The sequence below is a fragment of the Kouleothrix sp. 19917 genome, assembly GCF_057073505.1.
Map to the genome: position 1 here is coordinate 1,237,630 of NZ_CP097099.1, position 23,574 is coordinate 1,261,203.

18 protein-coding genes are annotated in these 23,574 nt (G+C 60.6%); 6 read left to right on the forward strand and 12 right to left on the reverse strand.

The window, feature by feature from the left end; all coding sequences use genetic code 11:
- Nucleotides 1-8: 8 nt before the first annotated feature.
- The 3 genes from M1P90_RS04855 to M1P90_RS04865 form a co-directional block, all read right to left on the reverse strand.
- Nucleotides 9-470 (reverse strand): type II toxin-antitoxin system VapC family toxin, encoded by a 462-nt coding sequence (locus M1P90_RS04855; RefSeq protein ID WP_483701525.1) that lies wholly within the window; start codon nucleotides 468-470, stop codon nucleotides 9-11.
- Complete coding sequence (locus tag M1P90_RS04860; RefSeq protein WP_483701526.1) at nucleotides 467-694, reverse strand: hypothetical protein; 228 nt, start codon at nucleotides 692-694, stop codon at nucleotides 467-469. Before M1P90_RS04860 ends, M1P90_RS04855 begins: the two co-directional genes overlap by 4 nt.
- A 164-nt stretch (nucleotides 695-858) precedes the next feature.
- Entirely contained in the window at nucleotides 859-6,054 is a 5,196-nt protein-coding gene (locus M1P90_RS04865; RefSeq protein ID WP_483701527.1) for an Eco57I restriction-modification methylase domain-containing protein, read from the reverse strand.
- A 225-nt stretch (nucleotides 6,055-6,279) separates the two neighbouring features.
- Between M1P90_RS04865 and M1P90_RS04870 the strand changes: the two genes are divergently transcribed.
- Nucleotides 6,280-6,516, forward strand: a complete 237-nt coding sequence (locus tag M1P90_RS04870) for a hypothetical protein (RefSeq protein ID WP_483701528.1) — start codon at nucleotides 6,280-6,282, stop codon at nucleotides 6,514-6,516.
- A gap of 122 nt (nucleotides 6,517-6,638) precedes the next feature.
- Here the strand turns inward: M1P90_RS04870 and M1P90_RS04875 are convergent, their stop codons facing one another.
- The 3 genes from M1P90_RS04875 to M1P90_RS04885 form a co-directional block, all read right to left on the reverse strand.
- Nucleotides 6,639-7,085, reverse strand: coding sequence for a transposase (locus M1P90_RS04875; RefSeq protein ID WP_483701529.1), 447 nt, complete (start codon nucleotides 7,083-7,085; stop codon nucleotides 6,639-6,641).
- A gap of 149 nt (nucleotides 7,086-7,234) precedes the next feature.
- Nucleotides 7,235-10,210, reverse strand: coding sequence for an ATP-binding protein (locus M1P90_RS04880; protein ID WP_483701530.1), 2,976 nt, complete (start codon nucleotides 10,208-10,210; stop codon nucleotides 7,235-7,237).
- 225 nt (nucleotides 10,211-10,435) lie between these two features.
- Nucleotides 10,436-10,732 (reverse strand): hypothetical protein, encoded by a 297-nt coding sequence (locus M1P90_RS04885; RefSeq protein ID WP_483701531.1) that lies wholly within the window; start codon nucleotides 10,730-10,732, stop codon nucleotides 10,436-10,438.
- On the opposite strand from M1P90_RS04885, the gene M1P90_RS04890 reads away from it, so the two are divergent.
- A complete protein-coding gene (locus M1P90_RS04890; RefSeq protein WP_483701532.1) occupies nucleotides 10,725-11,090 on the forward strand; it encodes a hypothetical protein in 366 nt (121 codons plus the stop codon). The genes M1P90_RS04885 and M1P90_RS04890 overlap by 8 nt on opposite strands.
- 190 nt (nucleotides 11,091-11,280) lie before the next feature.
- On the opposite strand, the gene M1P90_RS04895 is transcribed toward M1P90_RS04890, so the two are convergent.
- From M1P90_RS04895 to M1P90_RS04905, 3 genes are all read right to left on the reverse strand, one after another.
- The gene (locus tag M1P90_RS04895; RefSeq protein ID WP_483701533.1) at nucleotides 11,281-11,568 is read right to left on the reverse strand and encodes a DUF1905 domain-containing protein; all 288 of its coding nucleotides are present in this window, start codon (nucleotides 11,566-11,568) and stop codon (nucleotides 11,281-11,283) included.
- A gap of 54 nt (nucleotides 11,569-11,622) precedes the next feature.
- On the reverse strand, nucleotides 11,623-12,237 hold the full coding sequence (locus M1P90_RS04900) for an HD domain-containing protein (RefSeq protein ID WP_483701534.1): 615 nt from the start codon (nucleotides 12,235-12,237) through the stop codon (nucleotides 11,623-11,625).
- A 240-nt stretch (nucleotides 12,238-12,477) separates the two neighbouring features.
- Entirely contained in the window at nucleotides 12,478-13,161 is a 684-nt protein-coding gene (locus M1P90_RS04905) for a hypothetical protein (RefSeq protein ID WP_483701535.1), read from the reverse strand.
- An 804-nt stretch (nucleotides 13,162-13,965) separates the two neighbouring features.
- Here M1P90_RS04905 and M1P90_RS04910 point away from each other — a divergent pair.
- Entirely contained in the window at nucleotides 13,966-14,622 is a 657-nt protein-coding gene (locus M1P90_RS04910) for a PQLLE family protein (protein WP_483701536.1), read from the forward strand.
- Between the two features lie 114 nt (nucleotides 14,623-14,736).
- Here the strand turns inward: M1P90_RS04910 and M1P90_RS04915 are convergent, their stop codons facing one another.
- Together M1P90_RS04915 and M1P90_RS04920 are read right to left on the reverse strand one after the other, a co-directional pair.
- Entirely contained in the window at nucleotides 14,737-15,558 is an 822-nt protein-coding gene (locus tag M1P90_RS04915; protein WP_483701537.1) for an alpha/beta fold hydrolase, read from the reverse strand.
- Between the two features lie 125 nt (nucleotides 15,559-15,683).
- Complete coding sequence (locus M1P90_RS04920) at nucleotides 15,684-16,289, reverse strand: TetR/AcrR family transcriptional regulator (RefSeq protein WP_483701538.1); 606 nt, start codon at nucleotides 16,287-16,289, stop codon at nucleotides 15,684-15,686.
- A 132-nt stretch (nucleotides 16,290-16,421) separates the two neighbouring features.
- On the opposite strand from M1P90_RS04920, the gene M1P90_RS04925 reads away from it, so the two are divergent.
- The 3 genes from M1P90_RS04925 (at nucleotide 16,422) to M1P90_RS04935 (ending at nucleotide 21,000) form a co-directional block, all read left to right on the forward strand.
- Nucleotides 16,422-18,161 (forward strand): ABC transporter ATP-binding protein, encoded by a 1,740-nt coding sequence (locus M1P90_RS04925; protein ID WP_483701539.1) that lies wholly within the window; start codon nucleotides 16,422-16,424, stop codon nucleotides 18,159-18,161.
- A complete protein-coding gene (locus M1P90_RS04930) occupies nucleotides 18,158-20,059 on the forward strand; it encodes an ABC transporter ATP-binding protein (RefSeq protein ID WP_483701540.1) in 1,902 nt (633 codons plus the stop codon). The genes M1P90_RS04925 and M1P90_RS04930 overlap by 4 nt, the downstream gene beginning before the upstream one ends.
- A gap of 176 nt (nucleotides 20,060-20,235) precedes the next feature.
- On the forward strand, nucleotides 20,236-21,000 hold the full coding sequence (locus tag M1P90_RS04935) for a sugar phosphate isomerase/epimerase family protein (protein ID WP_483701541.1): 765 nt from the start codon (nucleotides 20,236-20,238) through the stop codon (nucleotides 20,998-21,000).
- Between the two features lie 420 nt (nucleotides 21,001-21,420).
- On the opposite strand, the gene M1P90_RS04940 is transcribed toward M1P90_RS04935, so the two are convergent.
- Nucleotides 21,421-23,292 (reverse strand): glycosyl hydrolase family 28-related protein, encoded by a 1,872-nt coding sequence (locus M1P90_RS04940; RefSeq protein ID WP_483701542.1) that lies wholly within the window; start codon nucleotides 23,290-23,292, stop codon nucleotides 21,421-21,423.
- Nucleotides 23,293-23,574 lie beyond the last annotated feature (282 nt).

The following is a 23,574-nucleotide window of genomic DNA, read 5'->3' on the forward strand; positions in this document are numbered from 1 at the left end:
GAAAAAAGTTACGCCTTTGGTGCGTCCAGTTCAAGATCATCCAATACAAGGATCGCGATGTCGGTAACGCGCTTCACACCAGCGTCGTTCGTCAGAAACGCATCACATCCTGCGGCGATCGCAGTTGCGATATGTATTGCATCCGGCGTGCGCAGGTTGTAGGTGGCGCGCAGTTTGGAGGCCTGACGCGCAACAGGCATCGTCACAGGTTCAAGCCGAAAACTGTGGCTGTCCGATAAGACCGTTTCGTAGCGCTCGGTCAAAGCATCGTCGCCAGCGCGTAGCGGTTGAACAAGCACTTCGGTGAGTGCGATTGTAGAGGCAACGCCCGCAATCAGGCCACGATCGACATAGCGCATGATGAACAGCATCCGATCAAAATAATTCGGATGCCGTTCAACGAAGTAGATCAGAGGCGCCGTGTCAAAGGCTAATTGGCGAATACCGCGCAAAGCAGCCGGTAATTTCATGGGCGCTCGTCCCACTCGCTGCGAAGCTGATCCACGTATTCTTGCGCGTCAATGCCTTGCCATATTTCAGCGCCTAGTCCGGCAAGCTCCAGAATGCTGTGCTTTTCTCGCGCAGGTGATTGCGAGGATGTTGTTTCAAGCGTATCGACAAGCTGTTTCACCAGTTCTTTGCGTTCCTGAAGGCTCAGCGTTTTAGCCTGTTCCAGTATTTCGGCGACGGTCATAGCAGTCTCCCTACTAGTACAGTATTCCAAAAGTTCGTTGCTGGTTGTAGTCGGCAGTCGGCAGTCAGCAGTCACCATCATTACTGCCTACTGGCAACTGCCTACTGCTAGCTAACCCGAAATGGAATTTTTACCGACGTGTACTAGTTGCCACTCATTATACGCTATAAGCGGCGCAGCACCCCCAGCGCCCACGCCCGGATCTGCGCGGCGTCGTCGCGGGCGAGCACTTCGTCGTGCGCGGCGTCGTTGCGGAATGCGACCATGCGTGTGTCGTTGAGCATGGCGACCACGCCGTTGTCGCCGTAGAACGCGGTGGCGGCGTTCGGGATGCGGCTGTCGACAAAGGCGCGCAGGGCTGGCTCGGTGGCCAGAAAGATGATGCCGAACGCGCCGAGCGTGAGTTCCTTCTGCTGGCGCATGAATTTCTTGAGAAAGTCGTTTTTGACGTCGGCGTCGGTGTTGCCGGATTCGTCGCGGAACGGGATGAAGATGCGCTGATAGATCGCGACTTCGACGGCTTTGGTGTACGGAATCACGGCTGTGGAGAAATCCATGTGCGCGGGCAGCGTGCGCAGGTTGTAGTCGCCCGTGAGCAGGAATGTGGGCGCTTGCGGCGGCAGTGTGTTCCAGCCGGGCAGCTCGGCGTTCAGTACGTCTTCGTCGGTTTTCGGCTCCACGCGGTCGAAGAAGCGCTGCGCGGCAGGCAGAATGGATTCGGCGATTTTGTCGATGCGGGCGTCGTCGTCTTTGATCTCGTCGTCGGCCACGACCTGCGCTTTGGCGTCGGCCAGGGCTTGTTCGTACTGCGGGCGCTCGATCAGTTCGATTTCGGCGTCGGTCAGGCCGTACAGCCGGTAGACGATTTTGTCGATCAGCGCATCGGTGCGGGCCAGGTCGCGTTTGATCGGCACGAGGGTTGCCAGCGAACGCTCGTATTCGGTCTGGATTTGTCCTTCGACATCGGCCAGCGCCACGCCGAAGCGCCGCCGGTTCTGGAACAGGCGGTAGTGGAACTCGGCCCACGGTGTTTCCGGCTGGCCTTTCTGATAGTCGCCCAGGTAGTTCTGTAAAATGCTCTTGCCAGTAAGTGACTCAATTCCACCCTGAGATCCCCCGTTGCGGTCGGATATATCCGACCGTGGCTCCGACCGTGGCTCCGACCGTGGCTCCGACCGTGGCTCCGACCGTGGCTCCGACCGTGGCTCCGACCGTGGCTCCGACCGTGGCTCCGACCGTCCCGATGATTCTCTTTGACCTTCATTGTTGCGGTCGGATATATCCGACCGCTGCGGTGATTTTCGAGGAAAATCACCGCCACCAATCCCCAACGTCTCCTCCACCCAGCCCAGGAAGCGCCTCGTTTCGGCCTGTTTGGTTTTGTTCAGCGCGATCATCTGCTCGGCCAGGTGCGCCAGCAGGTCGTGGACGACATCGGTTTTCCCGGTGTCGATCGCGGCGCGGGCCAGCGCCAGCGCGCCGCCGGAATCGCCGCCCGCATAGGCCGCGATGGCTTCCTCCACGCGAGCTTCGCGCTCCGCTGCGGGCGTGGTGAAGTCGATGCGGCGGATTGGTACAGGCTCTAGATACTTTGTCTTGAAGCGTAGGTATCCACCCCGCAAATCCGTTCCAGTATTCTGTAGATAAAACCATATTAGCGAACTATTCAATATAGCAGCTAAGAACGAATGCGACAATTTAGTCTTCTGATTTACCACAATACTATAAAGGGTGGTTGTATGATAATTACCATATTTATCAACCGTAATTTCACCTCTTGCACAAATGTCTGGCGTAAGTATTTTTTCAGCTCTAGCAAAATCCCGCAAATTTTTAGGGTATATGTAGCTCCACCAACCGTCACGGTCCATCTTGCCGTTTTCACGGTTTCGAAGATTCGCCTCAAATTGTTCAAGATAAGCCCAAGTTTTAGGAGCCATTGTAGATATCTTGTCTTTGGAGATAAGCATTGGTGATTTTCCCGAAATATCATATGGAAAAATTACCCAAAGTTCAGGGTCAGGGGGCGTAAAACGCGAAATATCTTTGCCTCTCAATAGTGGTTTCAGGAAATAATTTTCGATTATTAATTCTTGATCTAATTCCTTAGAGTAAACAACCACTTCTTCATCACTAATTCTTCTAATATTTTCAAGGAAATAAATGCTATCTGCACTTGTCTGTAAACCGACGAAAATCTTTTCCGTCACATCTTTTAATCTAACCGAAACTTTATATAGCTTCTCGATTAAGTTCAATGAAATAGCTTGACCCAGCACCCACACTTCGTCCTCACGACTCGGCGGCCTGACTAAATCGGGGTGGGGATTTTGCAAGATCTTCTGAATATCAAGTGAGCTTGCTACATCACCGATTCCTATATACTCTGTTTGCATAACACTTGAGCCAGACATGATAAAAATACACGTGTATGTACTAGCCTCATCAAAGATAAGATTGAAACCGAAATCAACAACGTGCTGGACATGAGGAGCGATTTGTTTTCTGGCTTCTTGTGCAAATTGAGCTTGGAAAAATTTGTGTGGTTCGATAAACCCAATACGTCCACCTAAATTTGTTAATTGAAGAACTTTGAGGTTAAAGATGAGATATATATCGTAACTACCCGATACAGATGGAAATATAGAAGCATAGAAATACAACTGATTTTTGTCTGCTTGTTTCATACCTTGAATACGCTGATACGGCGGGTTGCCCACGACCGCGTCGAAGCCGCCGCCTTCGCGGAGTTGCACATCCTGGCCGCCGGGCGTGGATGGCGCAAAAAAGACTTCGGGGAATTCGAGTTCCCAGTGGAAGAAGCGTTTTTCGGCGGCGGCGCGGGTGGCGGTCGCGGCGATCTGGGTCGCGGGGATCAAACTGTTGTCGAGCGGCGCAGCGGGATCGTTCAGCCACGCCTCGGTGTCGGGGTCTTGCAGAAACAGCCGCACATAATCGCTCTGGTTCTTTTTCGCGGGCGCATTGCCAAACCAGCGCGACACATATGTATCCAGCAGGCGCTTGAACGGCGCGAGATGGTCGCTGGCATCGCGGTAGGCGGCGGCGCTCTGGCGGCTTTGTTCCACGGTGTTGTCGCTCAGGTACGAAACCTGCCGCATCAGGTCGGTTGCCAGCATCACTCCGGCGAACTTGCTGCTGGCGAACATATCCATGGTGTCGGTCGCGCCCGTATCGAGGTAGGTTTGCATGTCGGCAATCCGCGCCCCGATCAGGCTGTTGCCCCATTTCAGGTGGTGGTCGAGAAAGCTCAGCGGCGCGCCCAGCGTGAACGCATCCAGCCACAGCGAGACTTTCGCCAGTTCCACGGCCATGCTGTTCAGATCCACGCCGTAGACGCAGCGCTTCAGCACGGCGCGCTTGAGCAGCGCCACCCGCGTCAGCCGCTCGGCGTCGATCGTCACATGCTGGCGCTCCATTTCGGCCACGATATCGGCGCGGGTGCGTTCCAGCGCGGCCCAGACGGGGTTGTCGCTCCAGCCGTTCAGGAAATCGATCACGCGGTTGCTGATGTAATCCACCACTTCGACCAGAAAATGGCCGCTGCCCATCGCCGGGTCGAGCACGCGAATGTTCAGGCAATCGTCCACCAGGTGTTGCATGGCCGCACTGTTCCAATGGGTATTGGGATTATCCCCCCTGGCCCTGGCGAGTCTGGCATAATCGCGGAAGCCCTTTTGCGCGGCGTGGAGGCGCGGGCGCAGATCGTCGAAGGCGCGGTCGAGCACCGGGCCGACGGTGTGCTGCACGATGTATTTGACGATGTAATCGGGCGTGTAATAGCTGCCGGTGGCTTTGCGTTCGCGCTTGTCGTTTTCCAGGTACACATCGCCTTTGGAGATCGTCGCCAGCGGCTTTTTGGCCTTCGCAAACGGCCCGTAGATTTCGCGGCCTTTTTCTTTGGTCACGGCCAGCTTTTCGCTTGCCACGCGCAGCTTGAATTCCAGCAAACCCTCGTAGATGCTGCCAAGCTGGCGCACGCCGAGCGATTTGAAATCGATAAACACCAGCCCTTTGCTGCGTTCGTCCACATCGCGCGCCAGCCGGTCGAGACCCAGCGCCAGAAAGCGGTCGGGGATGGCGTGCGTGGCGAGAAACTGGCCTTCGGGCGTGGCGGCGCTGAACAAACCGCCGTTGTACGCGGGCATGTTCAGCTCGTCCGCGCCGCGATCGATCGCCGCGAACAGGCGCATCAGCCGCTCGTACAGCGCGGTGGACGACGGTGTGTATTTCGCGGCCAGCTTGCCGCCCGACTGGTCGAGCAGCGTTCCGGCGGCGTCGGCAACCTCGCCCTTGAGCTGGCGCAGGCTGAGTTCGCGGTAGCCGTTCGGCTCGTTCACCGGCAGCAGATCGAGGCTTTCGGCGTACAGCACAAACATCAGCCGGTACAAAAACGTCAGCGTGCCGGTGAACACCGCGTCGAGATCGGCTTCGGCGGGATATATCCCGCCGGTACCGGCGGGATATATCCCGCCGGAAACGAACCCCTTCGCAAACTGCGGGAAAATCTGCGTGAACACGCGCTCCTTGAGGCGTTCGCCCAGCCCCTTGGCGTATTCCGCCGATTCCTTGAGCACTTTGTCGAGAAAGCCCGTGAACGCCGGGCGGCGAAACAAGAGCCACCAGTATTTCAGCGCCGTGATCTGATCCTCGGCGGCGGCGGCTTCTTCCAGATCGACCTCGTAGTAATTCGTGGCCTTGTTGCTGGCGGTGGCGGAATACACGCGCCACAGCTTGCCGTTGGTCACGATCACCCACGGCGCAACCTGCGCTTGCAGCAGCGAAACCACCAGCGCGCCGGGGATTTCGGCGGGCGTCTCGGCATCGCGGGCTTCGTCGGCGTCGTCGAGATTGCGGTTCCAGACATAGGTCAGCGCGGCGGCGACGGGCGTGTCGGGTTTGGCCGGGTCGAACAGCAGGTAATCGGCCTGTTCAGCCGCCGACGCGCCGGGTTTCTGCGCGGCGAAGGCGAAACCAAGCTGCCGGAACAGCGGCTCGTACAGCCCGGCGCGAATCACCTGCTCGTTTGCGCGGGAATAGGTGCGGCGGGCGGTGGCGAGGCGCTCGAACACAAACCTGCCGATCGGGCGCACATCTTCGGCCCACTCCGGCGTGATCTGTGTGTCGGGCAAACGGTGGTTCAGGTAGTGGTCGGAAAACAGCGCGCGGTTGTTGAAATACGGCTCGCTCCATTCGGCCAGCGCAAACGCCGAGCGCAGCTTGTCCCACTGGTAGGTCGCGTCGGCCTCGGTGAACGTAAAGCGTTTGAGCGCCCGCAGCGCAACCGCCGAAGCATTGGCGCGCTCGAAGGCCAGCGGAATCGGGCGGACGGTCTGGCGCAAGGGCGTGCCGGGCTTTTTGCTGGCAGCCAGCGCCCGGTCGAGCAGCACGAATTCGAGTTCGGTGTAATCGCGTGTGAGCACCAGCAGCGCATTTTCGGGGCGCTCGCGGAAGCGCCGCGCAATATCGTTGCGCAGCCGCGCCGTCACCGAGCGCACCTCGAACAGGTAGATCACAATGTCGCCATCGGCGGGATCCACCGCGATGCGCTCGATGCGATTGATCGTGTGGCTGTATTCCTCGTTGGCGAGGCCAAGCGCGGCGGGGCTGGGGATACGAATGCGGCCATCGACATCGTAGCCGAGGCGGGCAAAGAAATGCGCGATTTCGTCGGGGCTTTCGAGGGCGCGCAGGTCGCCGGCGGCAAGCTGAAGATCGTTGGTGAGTGCGTCGTGCGACATTGCAGCCTCTCTGCTATCGGGCGGGGCTTCTTCAGGGATGTGAAATGGCTGGCGGCACTGTAGCATTTTCGGCGGCGGCGTGCAACAATGAAATCAAAGAAAATCAAAGAAGCGGCGGGATATATCTGACCGGCACTCAATGAAGCTTGATGAAAATCACCGTTGCGGCGGGATATATCCCGCCGCTATTTCCGAGGATTCTCTTCGATATACCGCCGAATATTTGTCAATGCTCGCTCGTCGCGAACGATGCGGTCGTGGAAGGTGCGCTGCCAGAGCACGGCCGGCGCGCTGGGGTCGGCGCGGCGGATTGCACGGCTGACGGCGGCTTTGTAGTTGCCAACAATGGTGCTGAGAACCGGGCCGTTCCCCGGCAGCCAGAGCAGCCCGTGAACATGGTCGGGCATCACCACGAACGCATCGAGCTCGACGCCAGCGAAGTGCTCGGGGATGCTGTGCCAGCACGCGGCGGCGACTGTGCCCCACGCGCTGAGGATCATTGCCTTTTGCTCGACGCGGCCAAACCAGCGCCCGCGATGCTGTGTGCAGATGGTGACGAAGTACGCGCCACGGTGCGAGTAATCGTAGCCGGGGAGGCGCTGCAGGCGGCCTGGGTATTGTTTCTCTGGCATTGTTCCCTGCCTGTCGAAGCTGCTGTGCTGCCGACAGGTTAGGGGAAAGAAGAAGAAGCACTGGGGACTCTTTGGTGGCAGAAAGAAAGCAAAGTGATCTCAAGGAAAATCAAAGAGAATCAAAGAAAAGCGCGGAATGGCAAACAACCCTAGCTCAGCGCCAGCGCAATCGCCTGCTCTGGGGTCATCGCCGCGCCTTTCGCCCATGCCAGCGCGTAGCCCACAGCGCCGAGCTGGGCGCGCAGCCGGGGAAGGGCCGCGATTTGATCCTTCTGCTCGATGTACTCAAGTGGCGCTCCAAGCCGAGTACGCAAGGTTGCGGCGGCTGCCCAGAGTTGAATCGCCTGCTCGAAGCGTGCCTCGCGCTCGTTGAGCTGGGCGAGCTGTTCGAATGAATACGCATAGCCGCGCCGCAAGCCCAGGTGCTGGCGAATGCGCAGCGCGTCGCACAGCAGTTCACGCGCCTGCGCATATTCGCCGATTGCCCGGGCGGCGCATCCCAGGTTGTGCTGGGCCAGCGCGACACCGCGCCGGTAGCCGAGCGCCTGGTAGATCTCGCGGCATTCGAGCAGCGCCTGCCGGCTTGCGGCATATTCGCGTACTTCCAGCAGATCTGCGCCAAGGAAGTTCAGGGCAGTTGCAAGGTCAAACGGGCGCTCGAGCTGCCGCCAGAGCGCAACGCTCGAAAGTTCATGCCCAATCGCGGCGGCACTTTCGCCGGTCGTGTACACAATCTGAATTGCCAGCAGCTGCTGCGCCTTTGCCATGCCGGCAGTATAGGCCAGCTGCTCGGCCATGCGCAGCGCCGCGCCGATCTGTGCCTGCAGCTGCGCGAGCTCGCCGGCATGGCGTGCCAGGTCGCAGTACGTCAGCCGGGCGTCGATCTCGCCGCGCTGATCGCCAAGCTGCTGAAACAGATCCTGCGCTTGCTGCGCGCACTGCAAGCCATAGGCGAAATCGGAAATCGCCGAGGACAAGCCCGCTGCCGCCAGCAGGGCGCGCCCGCGCTGGAGCGAAAGCGCGCCTTGTGTTGCCTCCAGGGCCTGCTGAAGCCAGCGCCGCCCTTCCTGAAAAAAGCCGCCCAGCTCCCAGAAATTGAGCGTGCCCAGCCCGGTGACAACCACCAGGGTCTGCTCGCGGTCGTGCGCCAGCAGCCATTCAAACGCGGCGCGCAGGTTGTCGTGATCGCCCAGCACCATGTGCAGGCGCGCGGGGAATGGCTGGGCATCCTGGTTTTCGGCTGCTCGCACCACAAGCCGGGCGTAGTAGCGGGCGTGCCGCGCCAGCGCATCGGCTTCCCCGCCGCTGCCACGCAGCTGCTTTTGCGCAAACTGGCGAATCGTTTCGTGCATGCTGTAGCGCCGCCGGCCAGTATCCGCGCCAAAGGTCAGCAGCGAGTGTTCGACAAGCTCGGCCAGCTCTTCGGCACACGCTTCGCCCGGCACGCCAGTCGCCTCGGCGGCTTCAAGCGTCCACCCGCCCGCAAAAACCGCCAGGCGGCGCAGGATCGCGCGCGCCTGCGGGCTCAGCAGGTCGTACGACCAGTCAATCAGTGTGTGCAGGGTACGCTGGCGCGGCAGGGTGTCGGCTGTGCGCTTGTTGACCCACATAAAACGCTGATCGAGCCGTTCGGCAATCGCTTCCACTGGCAGCGCGCGGGCTTGGGCGGCGGCGATTTCAATCGCCAGCGGCATGCCGTCGAGCTGCTGGCAGATCCGCGCCACCGCCAGCACATTCGCGTCGGTCAGGGTGAACTGCAGCAGTGCTTGCGCCGCGCGGTTCGCAAACAGCTGCACTGCGTCAAAACGCAGCGACTCTGCAACAGTGAGTGTTTCTGCTTCGTCGAGCGCGGGTGTGGCGAATGGTTCCAGCCGCATCACCTGTTCTTCTGGCAGGTGCAAGGCAATCCGGCTGGTCGCAAGCACGGTTACCCCTTCGGCCTCGCGGCACAGCGCCCTCAGCAGCGGCGCGCAGGCTTTTGCCACGTGTTCGCAGTTATCCAGCAGCAGCAGCGCAGTCTTGTCGCGCAGATAGTCCACAATTGCGTCAGCAGGCAGGCCGCCACTGCCTGGCAGCCGCAAAGCTGCCGCAACGGCATCGTCCACCGATTTTCGGTTGGTAACGCTGGCCAGTTCGATCAGGCAGATTGTGTGGGCAGCCATGCCGGCCATTTGGCGGGCGGCCTCGATCGCCAGGCGGGTTTTGCCGACGCCGCCCGGCCCCACCAGTGTCACCAGCCGGACATCGCGGCGCGACAGCAGCTCGACCAGGCGCGTGGTTTCGTGCTGGCGGCCAAAGAAGCGTGTGAGCGCGGGCGGCAGGGATGTGCGCGCATCAACAGGGGCGCGGGCGCGAATTTGCTCGGCCAGCGTCGCTGTCTCCACCGCAGGCGCAAGGCCAAGCTCGCTGGCCAGCACGCGGCGGCAGGTTTCGTAGACTTCCAGCGCGGCGCTGGGCCGATCCATGCCTGTGAGCACGCGCATCAGCTGGCGGTAGGCCGATTCGCGCAGCGGATCGTTTTCGAGCAGGCGGCGGATGGTGCGCTCGGCTTCGGCAGGCTGGCCGGCGTGTTCGTAGAACGCGGCCAGCTGCTCCAGCGCCGCGCTGACCTGGATGTGGATCTGTGCGCGCTGCACAAGCAGCCATTCGTCGAACTGCGGGCAATCGCCAGGCGAAAATTGTTCCAGAAAATCGCCCCGCGCCAGCTGGAGCGCCTCGGTCAGCCGGGCGGCGCAGGCGGCGCACGCATGGGGCGCGGCGTGGCTATGGGTGCGGCAGGCTTCGAGCAATGCGCGAAAGCGCGCAACGTCCAGGTCATAGTCGCTGAGTGGGTTGAAGCGCAGCGTCAGCCGGTCGCTGACGAGGTGGGGCTGCGCGGTTGTTTTCTCTGTGCGAAGTGCTTTCTGAAGGTGCGCCCAGGTGACGCGGAGGTTGTTTTGCGCAGCAGCGGTTGGCAAGTTGGGCCAGAGCAGGCCAAGCAGAAATTCGCGGCTGTGCGCGTGCTGCGATTCAATCAGCAGGTACGCCAGCAAGCCAATCGCCTTGCGGCTGGTGAGGGTGATTGGCCCCAACTGGCGATGCCCGAGCTGCACACGGCCGAGTAGCGAAAAAATTAATTCAGACAAAGTAGCCCAAAATAATGCTGGATTAATGGCGGTTCGCTAGAGTGCCGAAAGTATAGCACAACGGGCGTCAGGGGCCTGACGAATGACGCTGTATGCTGGAAATCGAGAACGCAGGAGTCGCGCAATGTACAAATCGAAACAAGCCACCCTAATCGTCGTGCTGGCCCTGACGCTTGCAGGACTTTTCACCATTCCGATGCAGCTCAATGCCGCGGGAACAAACGTCTATCTCAGCATGGTTACGAATGGCAATGGTCCGTGTGCAAAGTTGCCTGTGCCCACGTCTGCCCCGGCTGCAACGGCGAAGCATCCCAGGCACTGCACGCCCACGCCCACGCGGGTCTGTTCATCATCGAACGAGCGGCACGAAGACGCCAGGAAGCCCAGGCACTGCACGCCCACGCCAGCGGCTGCGCCAAGTGCCACGCCCACCAGAACAGCACTGCCAGCCAGCACGCCAACCGACACCGCAACCTCCACAAATACGCCAACCGACACCGCGACCGCGACGAACATGCCCACGAACACGCCCACGAACACACCCACGGACACGCCCACGAACACACCCACAAATACCGCAACGCCCCTTCCGCCGGCAAACATCACGGTGTATAACACCGGCGGCTTCTTTGTTCAGTATTATGTTTCGTACTATCTTCCCGGCCTGCCGCTGCAAAGCCTGTATAGCGGCGTTTTCAACATCAACCAGGGCGTGACGCTGCCGATCCCAGGAAATGCGACCGGCGTGGGCGTTCTTATTCAGGAATACACGGGCATTACCGGCTGGCAAACGGCCTGTACGCGCTCATACGCGCAGGCGACCAACGCCGTCATTATTGTGAGTGGCACGCCGTTTCTGGCAACCTGCGCGGGTGGGTAGGGCCTTCGCGTATGCCTGCCTTTGCGCTGCTATTCGGCTGCAAACGGGCGTGTGCTTATCGCGCCCGTAGCCGCGCCAGTCGGCGGGGAAAGCCTGAGCGCGCAGTCGCGGCCTTGCAAGGCCGCGACTGCGCGCGTCGATGTTGGGGCAGAATGGCCTGCCGGGATGGTGGGGCCGCGTTTCGGCGGCGCTAGAAGCGAATGGCGAGCCGCAGCGTCACCATGTCGCCTTCGTCCAGGCGCTCGGCCTTGCGCACGCTGGCCCTGATCGGCACAATGTACTGCTCGTCTTTGGGAAACAGCGCGGTGGCCCATTCGGTGGTGCCAATCCGCACGCGCGCCGGGATCATGCCCCAGCCATAGGTCACCATCGGCAGAATCGCCTTGAGTTCGGCGTACTGCTCGGGCGGAACCGTCACGAAATACCACGGGGCCGGGCCTTTCCAGAACCAGATCGGCGCGCTGAACTCAAGTTCCATTGCAATCTCTCTATGGTTGGCTATTATTCTGGAAAGAACGTTCTTTATTTGGTATTAGCTCTCGCCTGGCCCGGCGGCATACAGCCCACGCGCCGTGCTGGCAGCGATCACATCCTGCGCCAGCTCCCAGAGCGTGCGCGAGCCTAGCGCAATGCCCTGCTTGCGGCGCAGCACATCCTGTTCGGCCAGCAGCCCGTCTGGCCCCTCTGGCGAGCCCGACAGCAGGTAGTTCAGCAGGGGCTGAAGTGCGTCGAGTGCTGCGGCAAAGGCTGCCTCGGGCGTTGCGCGGGCATTGAATGCATCCCAGAGCTGGTGGAACTCGGCGGCCTGATCGGCTGGCAGCAGCGCAAACAGCTTTTGCGCGGCCTGTGCTTCCCGTTCGGCCTGCCCAAGCGCGCCCGCCGTGTCGTAGAGCCATGTGTCGCCCGCATAGATTTCTACCAGATCGTGAATCAGCAGCATCTTCACCACGGCGAAGATATCGAGAGCGGGTGTGCTGGCGTGCTCGGCCAGCACCATGGCCATCAGCGCGAGGTGCCAGGAATGCTCGGCGCTATTCTCGAAGCGCGACTGGTCGACCGTTTGGTTGTGGCGATACACCAGCTTGAGCTTTTCGATCTCGTTGATAAACGCAATCTGCTGGGCAAGCCGTGTGTTGCTGGAAGACATGACGGCCCTCGTTGTATCAATGAGGTGTAACACTGCAATAATACACCGAGAGGGGGGTGTGTCGAAGTTGAGCTCATTACTGTGGCAAGAAAGTTCTTTGCTACAACGGGCAAGCTTCCAGGAAGCTCATCTGAGTATCAGGTTGAAAGGAAAACTGGCCTGAGCTTCCTGGAAGCTGAGTACTCTGGAAAATACGTTATTTCATACAACGGGCAAGCTTCCAGGAAGCTCATCTGAGTATCAGGTTGAAAGGAAAACTGGCCTGAGCTTCCTGGAAGCTGAGTACTCTGGAAAATATGTTATTTCATACAACGGGCAAGCTTCCAGGAAGCTTATCTGAGTATCAGGTTGAAGGACAACTGGCCTGAGCTTCCTGGAAGCTGAGTATTCTGGAAAATATGTTATTTCATACAACGGGCAAGCTTCCAGGAAGCTTATCTGAGTATCAGGTTGAAGGAAAACTGGCGTGAGCTTCCTGGAAGCTGAGTATTCTGGAAAATATGTTATTTCATATAACGGGCAAGCTTCCAGGAAGCTTATCTGAGTATCAGGTTGAAGGAAAACTGGCCTGAGCTTCCTGGAAGCTGAGTACTCTGGAAAATACGTTATTTCATACAACGGGCAAGCTTCCAGGAAGCTTATCTGAGTATCAGGTTGAAGGAAAGCTGGCCTGAGCTTCCTGGAAGCTGAGTACTCTGGAAAATACGTTATTTCATACAACGGGCAAGCTTCCAGGAAGCTTATCTGAGTATCAGGTTGAAGGGCAACTGGCGTGAGCTTCCTGGAAGCTGAGCACTCTGGAAAATACGTTATTTCATATAACGGGCAAGCTTCCAGGAAGCTTATCTGAGTATCAGGTTGAAGGACAACTGGCCTGAGCTTCCTGGAAGCTGAGTATTCTGGAAAATACGTTATTTCATACAACGGGCAAGCTTCCAGGAAGCTTATCTGAGTATCAGGTTGAAGGACAACTGGCCTGAGCTTCCTGGAAGCTGAGGGCGAGAAAATTTATTTTCCAGAGAACTCATCCAGATGATGCGGTCGGCTGCTCAAGCAGTGGGTTTCGGATAGCAAATCCTGGCTGTGCGGGCTGTTTGCTGTTCTCGGTTTCTGCTTATTTGGCCGCCAGGAGTATTTGGTTTACGCTGGTTCGTAGTACTTTTGGCACGGCTGCACATACACTCGGTACGCATGGATTACCCTGATTCTGCGACCCAACTCCTATTGAGCCCGTGTTTAGGGTAGCGTATCCTTGTCGGCAGGTGGGGTTGCGTCGCAAGGCACATGATGTGTACTGCTGGCGAAAGAACATCTTGAAATGTGCGCTGGCTCGTATTTTTTACTATTTTTATTCAAACCAGCGTACGGAGTAGTATTTTTTTGTGAGAAAAAATGGCAGACTGAACGCAGAATGTTATTTTTCTCGGAGAATAATGGCAGACTGAACGCAGAATGTTATTTTTCTCGGAGAATAATGGCAGACTGAACGCAGAATGTTATTTTTCTCGGAGAATAATGGCAGACTGAACGCAGAATGTTATTTTTCTCGAAGAATAATGGCAGAATGAGCGCAGAATGTTATTTTTCTCGGAGAATAATGGCAGACTGAGTCCGGGCAAGGGTTTTGCAGAAAAACGCGGAAGCCAGCGCACAACCAGGGCTCTTCTGGCGCAGCACCACCAGCTTTCATCGACGATGTACCTCTGCATCGCACCACAAGGAGCAAGAATGGGTCTATCGAACGAAATCATCGAACGCCAGCTGATGACGGCGCGCATGCTGATCGCAAATGCGCGCGCCAGCTCCGACATTCGCGACGCGCTGGCCGCGCATGGCTTCACCGTAGCGCGGCTTGACGAAGGCGAGGCGCTTTCAAACGACCTGAACACCCTGTGCCAGCGCAAAACAAACCACTATGGCGGGCTGCGCGGCGCAAACGATGCGCTGAGTGCTGCCGATAAGCAGGCCCAGGATCTGTATCGCACGCACGCGAAGATTGCACGCGTGGCATTTCAATCCGATCGCGGCACGCTCCAGGCGCTGCATCTGCTTGGCCCGCGCAAGGCAACACTGGCGGGATGGCTCGGGCAGGCGCGTGATTTCTATGCAACGGCGCTGGGCAACCCGACAATTGCCAGGCGTCTGGCTGCGTTTACGATCACGAGCGAGCAGCTTGAGGCTGGGATGCAGCTGATGGATATGGTGCGGGAGCGCCACGCAGCCAGCTGCCAGCAGCGCGGCCTTGCGCAAGAGTCGACGCGCGAGCGTGATCTGGCCGCCAAAGAGCTGAAATCCTGGATCAACGATTTCAAGCTGATTGCGCGCGTGGCGCTGAAGAGCCGGCCGCAGCTGCTCGAGCAGTTTGGCATCTCGGTGCGGGCATAAGGGCAGGGCAGGTTCCTGGCTTCGCCGGGCAGGTAACACACAGGTAACACAAAGGAGGGTTCGGGCGGCTTTGCTGCCCGAACCCTCCTTTGTGTTACCTGTTTATGCAGGCGATTATGCCAGCGTCGCCAGAAACGCGCGCACAGCATCCAGATAGCCTGAGAGCTGGTCGTGGCGCATGCTGTGGCCGCCGCCGGCAATATGCGCGATCTGCAGGTGCGGAATGTATTCGCGCAGGCTGGCGGCATCTTCCGGGGCCACCAGCGCGCCGTGGGCCGGGTCGCCGGTCAGCAGCAGGGCCGGGCAGCGAATCTGCCGCAGCACTGCCGGCCAATCAGGCGCGGTGGGGGCGGCGGAGAAGGTGCTCAGGATGTTTGGGCTGAAGCGGATTTTTGAATCGGCCCAGCGCTCGATCTCGTCTTCGGGCCAGGCCGGGGCCACGGCGCGCTGGCCTGCGATCAGCTCGGCGCGGGTTTTGCGCTTGAGCTCGGCCATGGCCTGGTGCATTGCCACGCGCCGCCCGCCATCCTCTGACGTAGCGGGCAATCGTGTCCACACTGGCGGCGGGTCTTCCAGCAGAATGGCGCGTGGCACATCCGGCGCGCTGCCCGCCAGCATCAGCGTTGTCATTGCGCCCATTGAGTGGCCCAGCACGATGGGCTGGTGCAAGCCGAGCGCGGCAACCAGGCCGCGCAGGTCGGCAGCGTGCTCAGCGGGGCCATAGCCATGCAGCGGCGCTTCTGAGCGACCGTGGCCGCGCGCATCGGCCATGATAACGTCGTATTGTGGGGCGAGCGCGGCGGCAAGCGCCGACCAGCACAAGCCATCGTCGCCAATGCCGTGCATTGCAACCAGCGGCGGCAGATCGCCGCCGGTGCGGGTGAAGTGCAGGCGCAGCCCCGCAACATCTGCATCGCCGCTGTGCCAGTTTGTCATCGCATGTCTCCTTTTGCAGGGTCAGGCTCAGGGGTCAGCAAGTTTTCCTGCGTTTTCGCCAAACAAAAGAATCTCGTTCTGTGTTCTGCGCTCTCCGCTCCCTCGCTCTCCCGCTCCCCCGCTCCCTACAGCCCTTCCACAAACATGCGGCGCAGCCCGGCCACAATCCGCTCGTTGCTCCAGCCCAGGTCTTCGCGCTGGTGGCGGTAGAAGGGCGGCGCAACCGTGGTGAGGATCGCGCCAGCGGTGAACGGCACATCCAGCGGGGCAAGCTCGCCGCGCGCAACCGCTTCTTCCAGCAGCGCGCTGATGTGCTCGTGCTGCCAGGCGTAGAAGGGGCTGGGCCCTTTGCGATGCGGCCCCAGGTCCATTGTCGCAAACAAGGGCAAATGCGACTCGACCAGGCGCGTTTTTTCGGCAAGCAGCTGCCCGAGCCGCTCCAGCGGCGGCAGGTCGCTGGCCGACTCAAGCAACGCGCCCACGCGCTCCTGAAAGGCTTCGAGGTCTTCGCCAATCAGCCCCTGGCAGAGTGCAGCCTTGTCGGCAAAGTGGCGGTAGAGCGTGCCCTGGCCCACGCCGGCTTCGCGCGCAATCTCGGCCATGCTCGTCGCCTCAACACCCTGCGCGGCAAACAGGCGCTTGGCGACCGCCAGCAGCGCCTCGCGGTTTTCGCGCGCGTCGCGGCGCTGCGGGCGGCCGGCTTCTTCGCCGGTGAGCGTGGCTTCTTCCATGAGCATTCTCCAGTGTGGATAGAAGGGCGTATGCGCCCTTTGATCGATTGACAAACGGACAGTTGTCCGCTATACTCCGCGATACGGACAGGTGTCCGCTTGCATTATACCGCACGTTGGGAAAGAGTGAGCATGCGCGCAACCCGAACACTGCTTCGCTACCTTGCGCCATACTGGCGCTCGGCCCTGCTTGCGCCGCTGCTGATGGCGCTCGAAGTGGGCATGGATCTGCTGCAACCGCGTTTTGTGCAGCGGATTGTCGACCAGGGCATTCTGGCGGGCGACCAGAACGTGGTTGTTCAAACCGCCCTGCTGATGGTGGGCGTGGCCGTGATCGGCCTGATTGGCGGCGTGGGCTGTGGCGTGTTCACCGTGCTGGCGAGCATGCGCTTTGGCGCGGATGTGCGCAGCGCGCTATTTCGCAAAGTGCAGTCGCTCTCGTTCGGCAACCTCGACACGCTGGAAACCGGCGGCCTGATCACCCGGCTGACCAACGACGTCACGCAGGTGCAGGAAATGGTGATGATGGTGCTGCGCATTGGGGTGCGCGTGCCGCTGCTGCTGGTGGGCAGCCTGATCCTCGCGATCATCACCAGCCCGCGCCTCGCGCTGATCTTTCTGGTGCTGGTGCCGGTGATCCTGGGCGCATTGATCTGGGTGATCCGCAAAACCTTCCCGATGTTCAGCGAAGTGCAGCGCCGGCTGGATGCGCTCAACACCGTGTTGCAGGAAAACCTCGCGGGCGTGCGGGTGGTCAAGGCCTTTGCGCGCTCGGCGCACGAAAAGCTGCGCTTTGGCCGCACAAACGACTACCTGATGGAGCAAAACATCAGCGCGGTGCGCGCGGGCGCGGTGACCATGCCCTTTATGATGCTGGCGATGAACGCCGGCCTGGTGGCGGCGCTGTGGTGGGGTGGCCTGAGCGTGATCAACACCGGCCTGGAAGTTGGCGAGCTGATTGCCTTCATCAACTACCTCACGCAGACGCTGATGTCGCTCATGATGATCAGCATGCTGGTGGTGCGTTTCGCCCGCGCGCAAGCCTCCGCCGAGCGCATCTGCGAGCTGATGAACGCTGCGCCGGAAATCCCCGCGCCCGCCGCGCCGCAGCCCGCGCGCGCCGGCAATCGCCTTGCTTTCGAGAATGTCTCCTTCAGCTACAGCCGCGACGGGCGCGAGCCGGTGCTGAAAAACGTGAGTTTTGTGGCCGAGCCGGGGCAGACGGTCGCGCTGCTTGGCGCAACTGGCGCGGGCAAATCCACACTGGTGAACCTCATCCCGCGCTTCTACGACGTGAGCGGCGGGCGCGTCACGCTCGACGGCGTGGACGTGCGCGAGCTGGACGAAAGCGCGCTGCGCGGCGCGGTTGGCATTGCGCTGCAGGAAAGCATTCTGTTCACTGGCAGCATCCGCGACAACATTCGCTATGGCCGGCCCGACGCCAGCGACGACGACGTGATTGCGGCGGCGCAACTCGCGCAGGCGCACGACTTCATTGCGCGCTTCCCCGACGGCTACAGCTCGGTGGTGGGTCAGCGCGGTGTGAACCTTTCGGGCGGGCAGAAGCAGCGTATTGCGATTGCACGCGCACTGCTGAACCGGCCCGGCGTGCTGGTGCTGGATGATTCGACCAGCGCGGTGGACGTGGAAACCGAGGCGCGTATTCAGGAAGGGCTAAATCAGCGCGCTGAGCGCCAGACGCGCGTGGTGGTGGCCCAGCGCATCAGCACGGTGCTGAACGCCGACACCATTCTGGTGCTGGACGACGGGCGCGTGGTGGCGGAAGGCTCGCACCGCGACCTGCTCGAAACAAGCCCGATCTACCGCGAGATTTACGCCTCGCAGATGCACAACGGAGCAATGATCCAATGAGCGACCAGCGCCATGCGCCCGCTGCCACCAATAACAACGAGCCGCCGCCAATTCTTGGCCGGATGGGCGGGCCGCGCCATATGTTCACCCAGGCCGAGCGCGCAAACAACCGGCGCGGCACGATCACGCGGCTGTGGGGCTACCTGAAGCGCCAGCGCAGCGCATTGCTCGTTACGGCGGTGCTGGTGCTTGGCACAACCGCGCTGAATGTGGTTGGCCCCTACCTGCTCGGCCACGCAATCGACGCCTACGTGCTGCCGGGCGACGTGCCGGGCCTTCTGCGCATCAGCCTGCTCATGCTGCTGCTCTACGCAATCAACTCGCTGCTGACATGGCTGCAAACCTACATCATGGCTGGCGCGGCGCAGCGCACGGTGCGCGACCTGCGCAACGACCTGTTTGCGCGTTTGCAAACGCTTTCGCTGCGCTTTTTCGACGCGCGCGCGCACGGCGACCTGATGAGCCGCCTGACCAACGACGTCGAGAACATCAACCAGGTATTAGCCGACGGCATTGTGCAGATCATTTCGGGCGTGCTGGGCATGGTTGGCATCGCGGCGATTATGTTCTGGATCAACCCGGTGCTGGCGGCGGTCAGCATTCTCTCAATCGCCAGCATGACATGGCTGCTGAACACGCAGATTGCCCCGCGCACGCGCGCCGGCTTTCGGCAGCAGCAGCAGGCGCTGGGCGCGCTGAACGGCCTGATCGAAGAAACCATCACCGGGCAGCGCGTGGTGAAAGCCTACCACCGCGAGCCAGTTGTGATCGCGCAGTTCGACCAGCATAATGGCACGCTGCGCGCCGCCGCGATTCGCGCGCAGATTTTTGCCGGCTTTATCGGCCCAATGATGAATTTTACCAACAACACCGGGCTGGCGATTGTGGCCGGCACGGGCGGCTGGATGGCGCTGCAAGGGCTGGCGACGGTCGGCACGATTGCGAGCTTCATTACCTACTCGCGGCAGTTTGGCCGCCCGCTGAGCGAGATCGCCAACCTGTACAACCTGATCCAGTCGGCAGTGGCGGGCGCGGAGCGCGTGTTTGCGACCATCGACGAGCAGCCCGAAGTGGATGCGCCCGACGCGCAGGCGCTGGCGGAAATTCGCGGCGATGTTGTGTTCGACGACGTGAGCTTCGCGTATGCGCCGAACGTGCCGGTGCTCAAGAATGTGAGCCTGCATGCGCGGCCGGGCGAAGTTGTGGCACTGGTGGGGCCGACCGGCGCGGGCAAAACAACGATTGTCAACCTGCTGACGCGCTTCTATGACATCGACAGCGGCGCGATCACGATTGACGGGCACGACATTCGCACGCTCACCAAGGACGACCTGCGCCAGCAGCTTGGCATTGTGCTGCAAGACACCTTTCTGTTCACCGGCTCGGTGATGGAGAATATTCGCTACGGGCGGCTGGATGCCAGCGACGAGGAAGTGGTTGCCGCCGCCCGGCTCGCCAACGCCGACCAGTTCATCCATCGCCTGCCGCAGGGCTATGGCACCACGCTTTCCGAGCGCGCCGGCAACCTGAGCCAGGGCCAGCGGCAGCTGCTGGCCATCGCCCGCGCCATCCTGGCCGACCCGCGTGTGCTCATTCTTGACGAAGCGACATCCAGCGTCGATACGCGCACCGAGCAGCATATTCAGGAAGCCATGCTGCGCCTGATGGAAGGCCGCACCAGCTTTGTGATTGCGCACCGGCTTTCGACCATCCGCAACGCCGACCAGATCCTTGTCATCAACCACGGCGAGGTGATCGAGCGCGGCACGCACGACGATCTGCTGGCGCAGCGCGGCTTCTATGCGCGGCTGTACGCCAGCCAGTTTCGCGCCGACACACAGCGCGCACTGGTGGGCGCACACGCATCGCTTCCCGCCCCCGAAGCTGCGGCGGCGTGATATACTTGCCGCGCCTGCTCGTGGCCTGAAACGCTCCGACCGGGCAAAAAGCTTTTGGAACGGCGTGCAAAAGATTGAGCCACAGAGCACATGGAGAGCACAGAGTGAGGAAACCACAACTCGGTGACCTCGGTGTTCTCTGTGGCTTCCTTGTTTGCGCTTTTAAGGAGATGAGAATGCGTCGCTTTGCGATCTCAAGCTGGAGCCTCGACGGTTCGCTGAACGGCGGGCTGCCCTTGCTCGAAGTGCCGGCAGCTATGGCCGCGCACGGCATCGGAACGCTGGAACTCTGCCACTTCCACCTGCCCTCCACCGATGCGGAGTACATCGCCGCGTTTCGGCAGGCGCTGGCCGCGAGCGGAATCGAGCTGTACAGCGTGCTAATCGACACGGGCGATTTGGTTTCGCCCGACCCGGCGCGGCAGGCCGCCGACCGCGCGACGATTGCGGGCTGGCTGCCGATTGCGGCGGCGCTGGGCGCGAGCCGCGTGCGGATCGATGCGGGCCTGCAGGCGCCCGACGACGCGATTGTGGCGCGGAGCGCCGCCGAGCTGCGCAACCTGGCCGAGCTGGCGGCCACGCACGGCCTGCAGGCGATCACCGAGAACTGGCACGCCACCAGCCAGCCGCCCGAGGCGCTCAATGCCATTCTCGACCGCTGCGACGGCACGGTTGGGCTGTGCGCCGACACTGGCAACGCCGAGGCAACCGCCGACAAATACGCCACGCTGGAGCAAATTCTGCCGCGCGCCAGCTCGATCCACTTCAAGGCGCGCTACGACGCCGATGGTGCGGTGAATGCCGCCGACGCCGAGCGCTGCGCCGCGCTGATCAACGCCGCCAATTTCGACGGCGTGATCACGCTGATCTACGGCGACAAGCGCGACGAATGGGCGCATATCGAGCAGCTGCGCGCGGCCTTGCAGCCGCTGCTTGGGTAGGCGTGCAAAAAAGACGCGCCTTTGCAGGAAATATTCGCAAGATACCGACACGGCGTCTCTTCCGCGCGGAAGAGACGCCGTGTCTGTGTAGTATCGAATATGGATGAGTACTTCGGAATTGTCATGCTGAGTACTCTGGAACATACATTTCCTTACACTCAGCTTCCAGGAAGCTCAGGCCAGTTTTCTTTCAATCTGATAACCCGCTTAGCTTCCTGGAAGCTTGCCCATTGGATGAAATAGCGTATGTTCCAGAGTACTCAGTACTCTGGAACATACATTTCCTTACACTCAGCTTCCAGGAAGCTCAGGCCAGTTTTCTTTCAATCTGATAACCCGCTTAGCTTCCTGGAAGCTTGCCCGTTGGATGAAATAGCGTATGTTCCAGAGTACTGCCTATAATCGGCGGATTGTTTCGCGCTACGGGTAATTCACCACAGTCACCGGCACATCGGGGTTGGCGGCGGTCGACGAGCCGCCGACGCCGTTGATAACATTCAGGATGCCACCCTTGCCGTTGCTCGGGTCGAGGAAGATCGTCAGCAGGTCGTGCATGCTGCCGGCGGGAAGCGTGGTGGGCACCACAAAGGCATTATCGGCGTAGATGTCGACGCCCTGGTTGAAGAAGCTGTAGCTGCCCATGCCATAGCCGTTGAACTTCTTCACGCCATTGGCAACCGTGAGCGCCGGGTAGCCCTTCACATTCGGCGCAGACATCCAGGCGGCCTGGCTCGGCGGGTCGTAGGGCATTTCGTTCTGGTAGAAAATGACCTTGCCGTTGTTGCCATTCCAGATCGTCTCGGTCTTCTGGTAGTGCTCAACAAACAGGCCATAGGCAGTCACGTTGTCGCCATTCACGATCACGCCCGTGTCGGCGGTGTTCTGCGTCCAGCCCACGCCATTGCCGTGGTCGGCGCGCCACGCCCAGATGTCGTCGAGCAGCGTGTAGTCGCTGTTCACAACCATGCTGGTGGTGGCCTTGCCCAGCGCCGCGCCGCCAATGCGGAAGAACACATCCTGCACCGAGGTTGGGTTGTTCTTGTCGCTCTTGTGCGCGTTCCGCTTGCCGATTTCCAGCAGCACGGGCGAATTGACTGGCCCGGCGTCGATCATAAAGCCGGCCAGCTTCACGCCCGCCACGTCGGCCACGGTCATTGCTGCCGAGCCGTTTTGCGGCACCAGCGTGGGCAGGCCCAGGCCCAGCACCACGGTATCTTCGCGCTTGACGTCGAGTGATTTGTTGAGGTTATAGATCCCCGGCGTGAGGATCAGGTTCCGGCCGCGCGCGAGCGCGTTGTTGATCACCTGCGCGCTGTCGCTGGGCTTGGCGATAAAGAACTCGTCGATCGGGAGCGACGAACCGGCCGTTGGGCCATTCTCCCATGTTGTGCCAGAAGAATTGCGGCGCAGCGCAGGGGTGAACACCCGATACTTGCCCGACGCGTCGATATACAGGAAAGGCTTTTCGCGCGTGACCGGGCTGGTGGGCAGCGTAGTGTACGGCCCACAGCCAGGAACGCCGAAGCACTCAGCCGGTGCATTCACCACACCGGAGAAGACCTGGTTCCACACGCCGTTGGTCCAGGCAGTCAGGGTGCTGTCGCGGGTCAGCCACTGCTGCTGCGAGCCGTTGATAACCTGGCCTTCAAACTTCGAATCGGCGATAAAGCCGCCGCTGGCGAACGACGGGCCGGTGCAATAATCCATCAGCGTGATGTTCTGGCCGTTGCCGATGACGTGAACGCGGCGCATTGGCGCGGCCTGCGAGACAGCCCAAAACTCGCCGGTGTAACAGCCGTTCGGGTTGGCCACATTGATCGTCAGGTTCGAAAGCGAGCGCCAAAAGTTGTTGAGGGCTATGCATCCGTTCGCGTCGCACTGGTTGTGCACGTAGATAGAGCCATTGACCGTAACATCGTTTGGCGAACGGCCGAGGCCAGCTACCTCGGTGTAGTAGCCGACTTCGAAGTTGAGCGGGGCCGTGGTGGTGCCATAGCTGCCCGGCTTGAACAGCAGGGCGTAGCGCTGGCTGCCGAACTGGTTCGGCACCTGCTGCGCGGCCACGGCATCGACGGCTGCCTGGATCTGGCTGGTCGGCATGCTCGGGTCGAAGACCATGACATTCGGGCCAAAGTCGGGATTTCTGGGGTCGACTGGCTGCGGTGGCGCGGCCAGCGCTGGCACGGCAGTAGCGGCAATCATCAGGACTCCAATCAGCAGCGCGGCCAAAAGGCGGCGCTGGCCGCGCCAGCGGATGGCGAATGCGCGGCGTAGTGACTGCTCGTGGGTCATACGTGCTCCTTTGCAACACATGCGAAATGGCGGAAATTGCGGTGCCCTGATCTAACCATAGCCGCCACCCCGCCGCAAGCATTTGAGCGATAGGAAAACCGATAGAAAACCGATAGCGGGCAATCGACGAACGACGAATGACGACTTTTCCCCGTCAGGGCACGGAGATACGGAACCACGAAGACGCGAAGGCACGAAGATTTGAACGCGTGAAAACTGCCGACTGCCACCTGCCGACTGCCACCTGCCGCCTGCCGCCTGCCGACTGCTGACTACCAACCG

What these genes read in the sequence shown, in the direction of transcription:
- M1P90_RS04935 (WP_483701541.1), top strand. Translation starts at nt 20,236, where the DNA reads ATGCGTCGCTTTGCGATCTCAAGCTGGAGCCTCGACGGTTCGCTGAAC.
- M1P90_RS04925 (WP_483701539.1), top strand. Translation starts at nt 16,422, where the DNA reads ATGCGCGCAACCCGAACACTGCTTCGCTACCTTGCGCCATACTGGCGC.
- M1P90_RS04875 (WP_483701529.1), bottom strand. Translation starts at nt 7,085, where the DNA reads ATGCCAGAGAAACAATACCCAGGCCGCCTGCAGCGCCTCCCCGGCTAC.
- M1P90_RS04855 (WP_483701525.1), bottom strand. Translation starts at nt 470, where the DNA reads ATGAAATTACCGGCTGCTTTGCGCGGTATTCGCCAATTAGCCTTTGAC.
- M1P90_RS04895 (WP_483701533.1), bottom strand. Translation starts at nt 11,568, where the DNA reads ATGGAACTTGAGTTCAGCGCGCCGATCTGGTTCTGGAAAGGCCCGGCC.
- M1P90_RS04910 (WP_483701536.1), top strand. Translation starts at nt 13,966, where the DNA reads ATGGGTCTATCGAACGAAATCATCGAACGCCAGCTGATGACGGCGCGC.
- M1P90_RS04900 (WP_483701534.1), bottom strand. Translation starts at nt 12,237, where the DNA reads ATGTCTTCCAGCAACACACGGCTTGCCCAGCAGATTGCGTTTATCAAC.
- M1P90_RS04860 (WP_483701526.1), bottom strand. Translation starts at nt 694, where the DNA reads ATGACCGTCGCCGAAATACTGGAACAGGCTAAAACGCTGAGCCTTCAG.
- M1P90_RS04940 (WP_483701542.1), bottom strand. Translation starts at nt 23,292, where the DNA reads ATGACCCACGAGCAGTCACTACGCCGCGCATTCGCCATCCGCTGGCGC.
- M1P90_RS04920 (WP_483701538.1), bottom strand. Translation starts at nt 16,289, where the DNA reads ATGGAAGAAGCCACGCTCACCGGCGAAGAAGCCGGCCGCCCGCAGCGC.
- M1P90_RS04930 (WP_483701540.1), top strand. Translation starts at nt 18,158, where the DNA reads ATGAGCGACCAGCGCCATGCGCCCGCTGCCACCAATAACAACGAGCCG.
- M1P90_RS04915 (WP_483701537.1), bottom strand. Translation starts at nt 15,558, where the DNA reads ATGACAAACTGGCACAGCGGCGATGCAGATGTTGCGGGGCTGCGCCTG.
- M1P90_RS04890 (WP_483701532.1), top strand. Translation starts at nt 10,725, where the DNA reads ATGCCCACGAACACGCCCACGAACACACCCACGGACACGCCCACGAAC.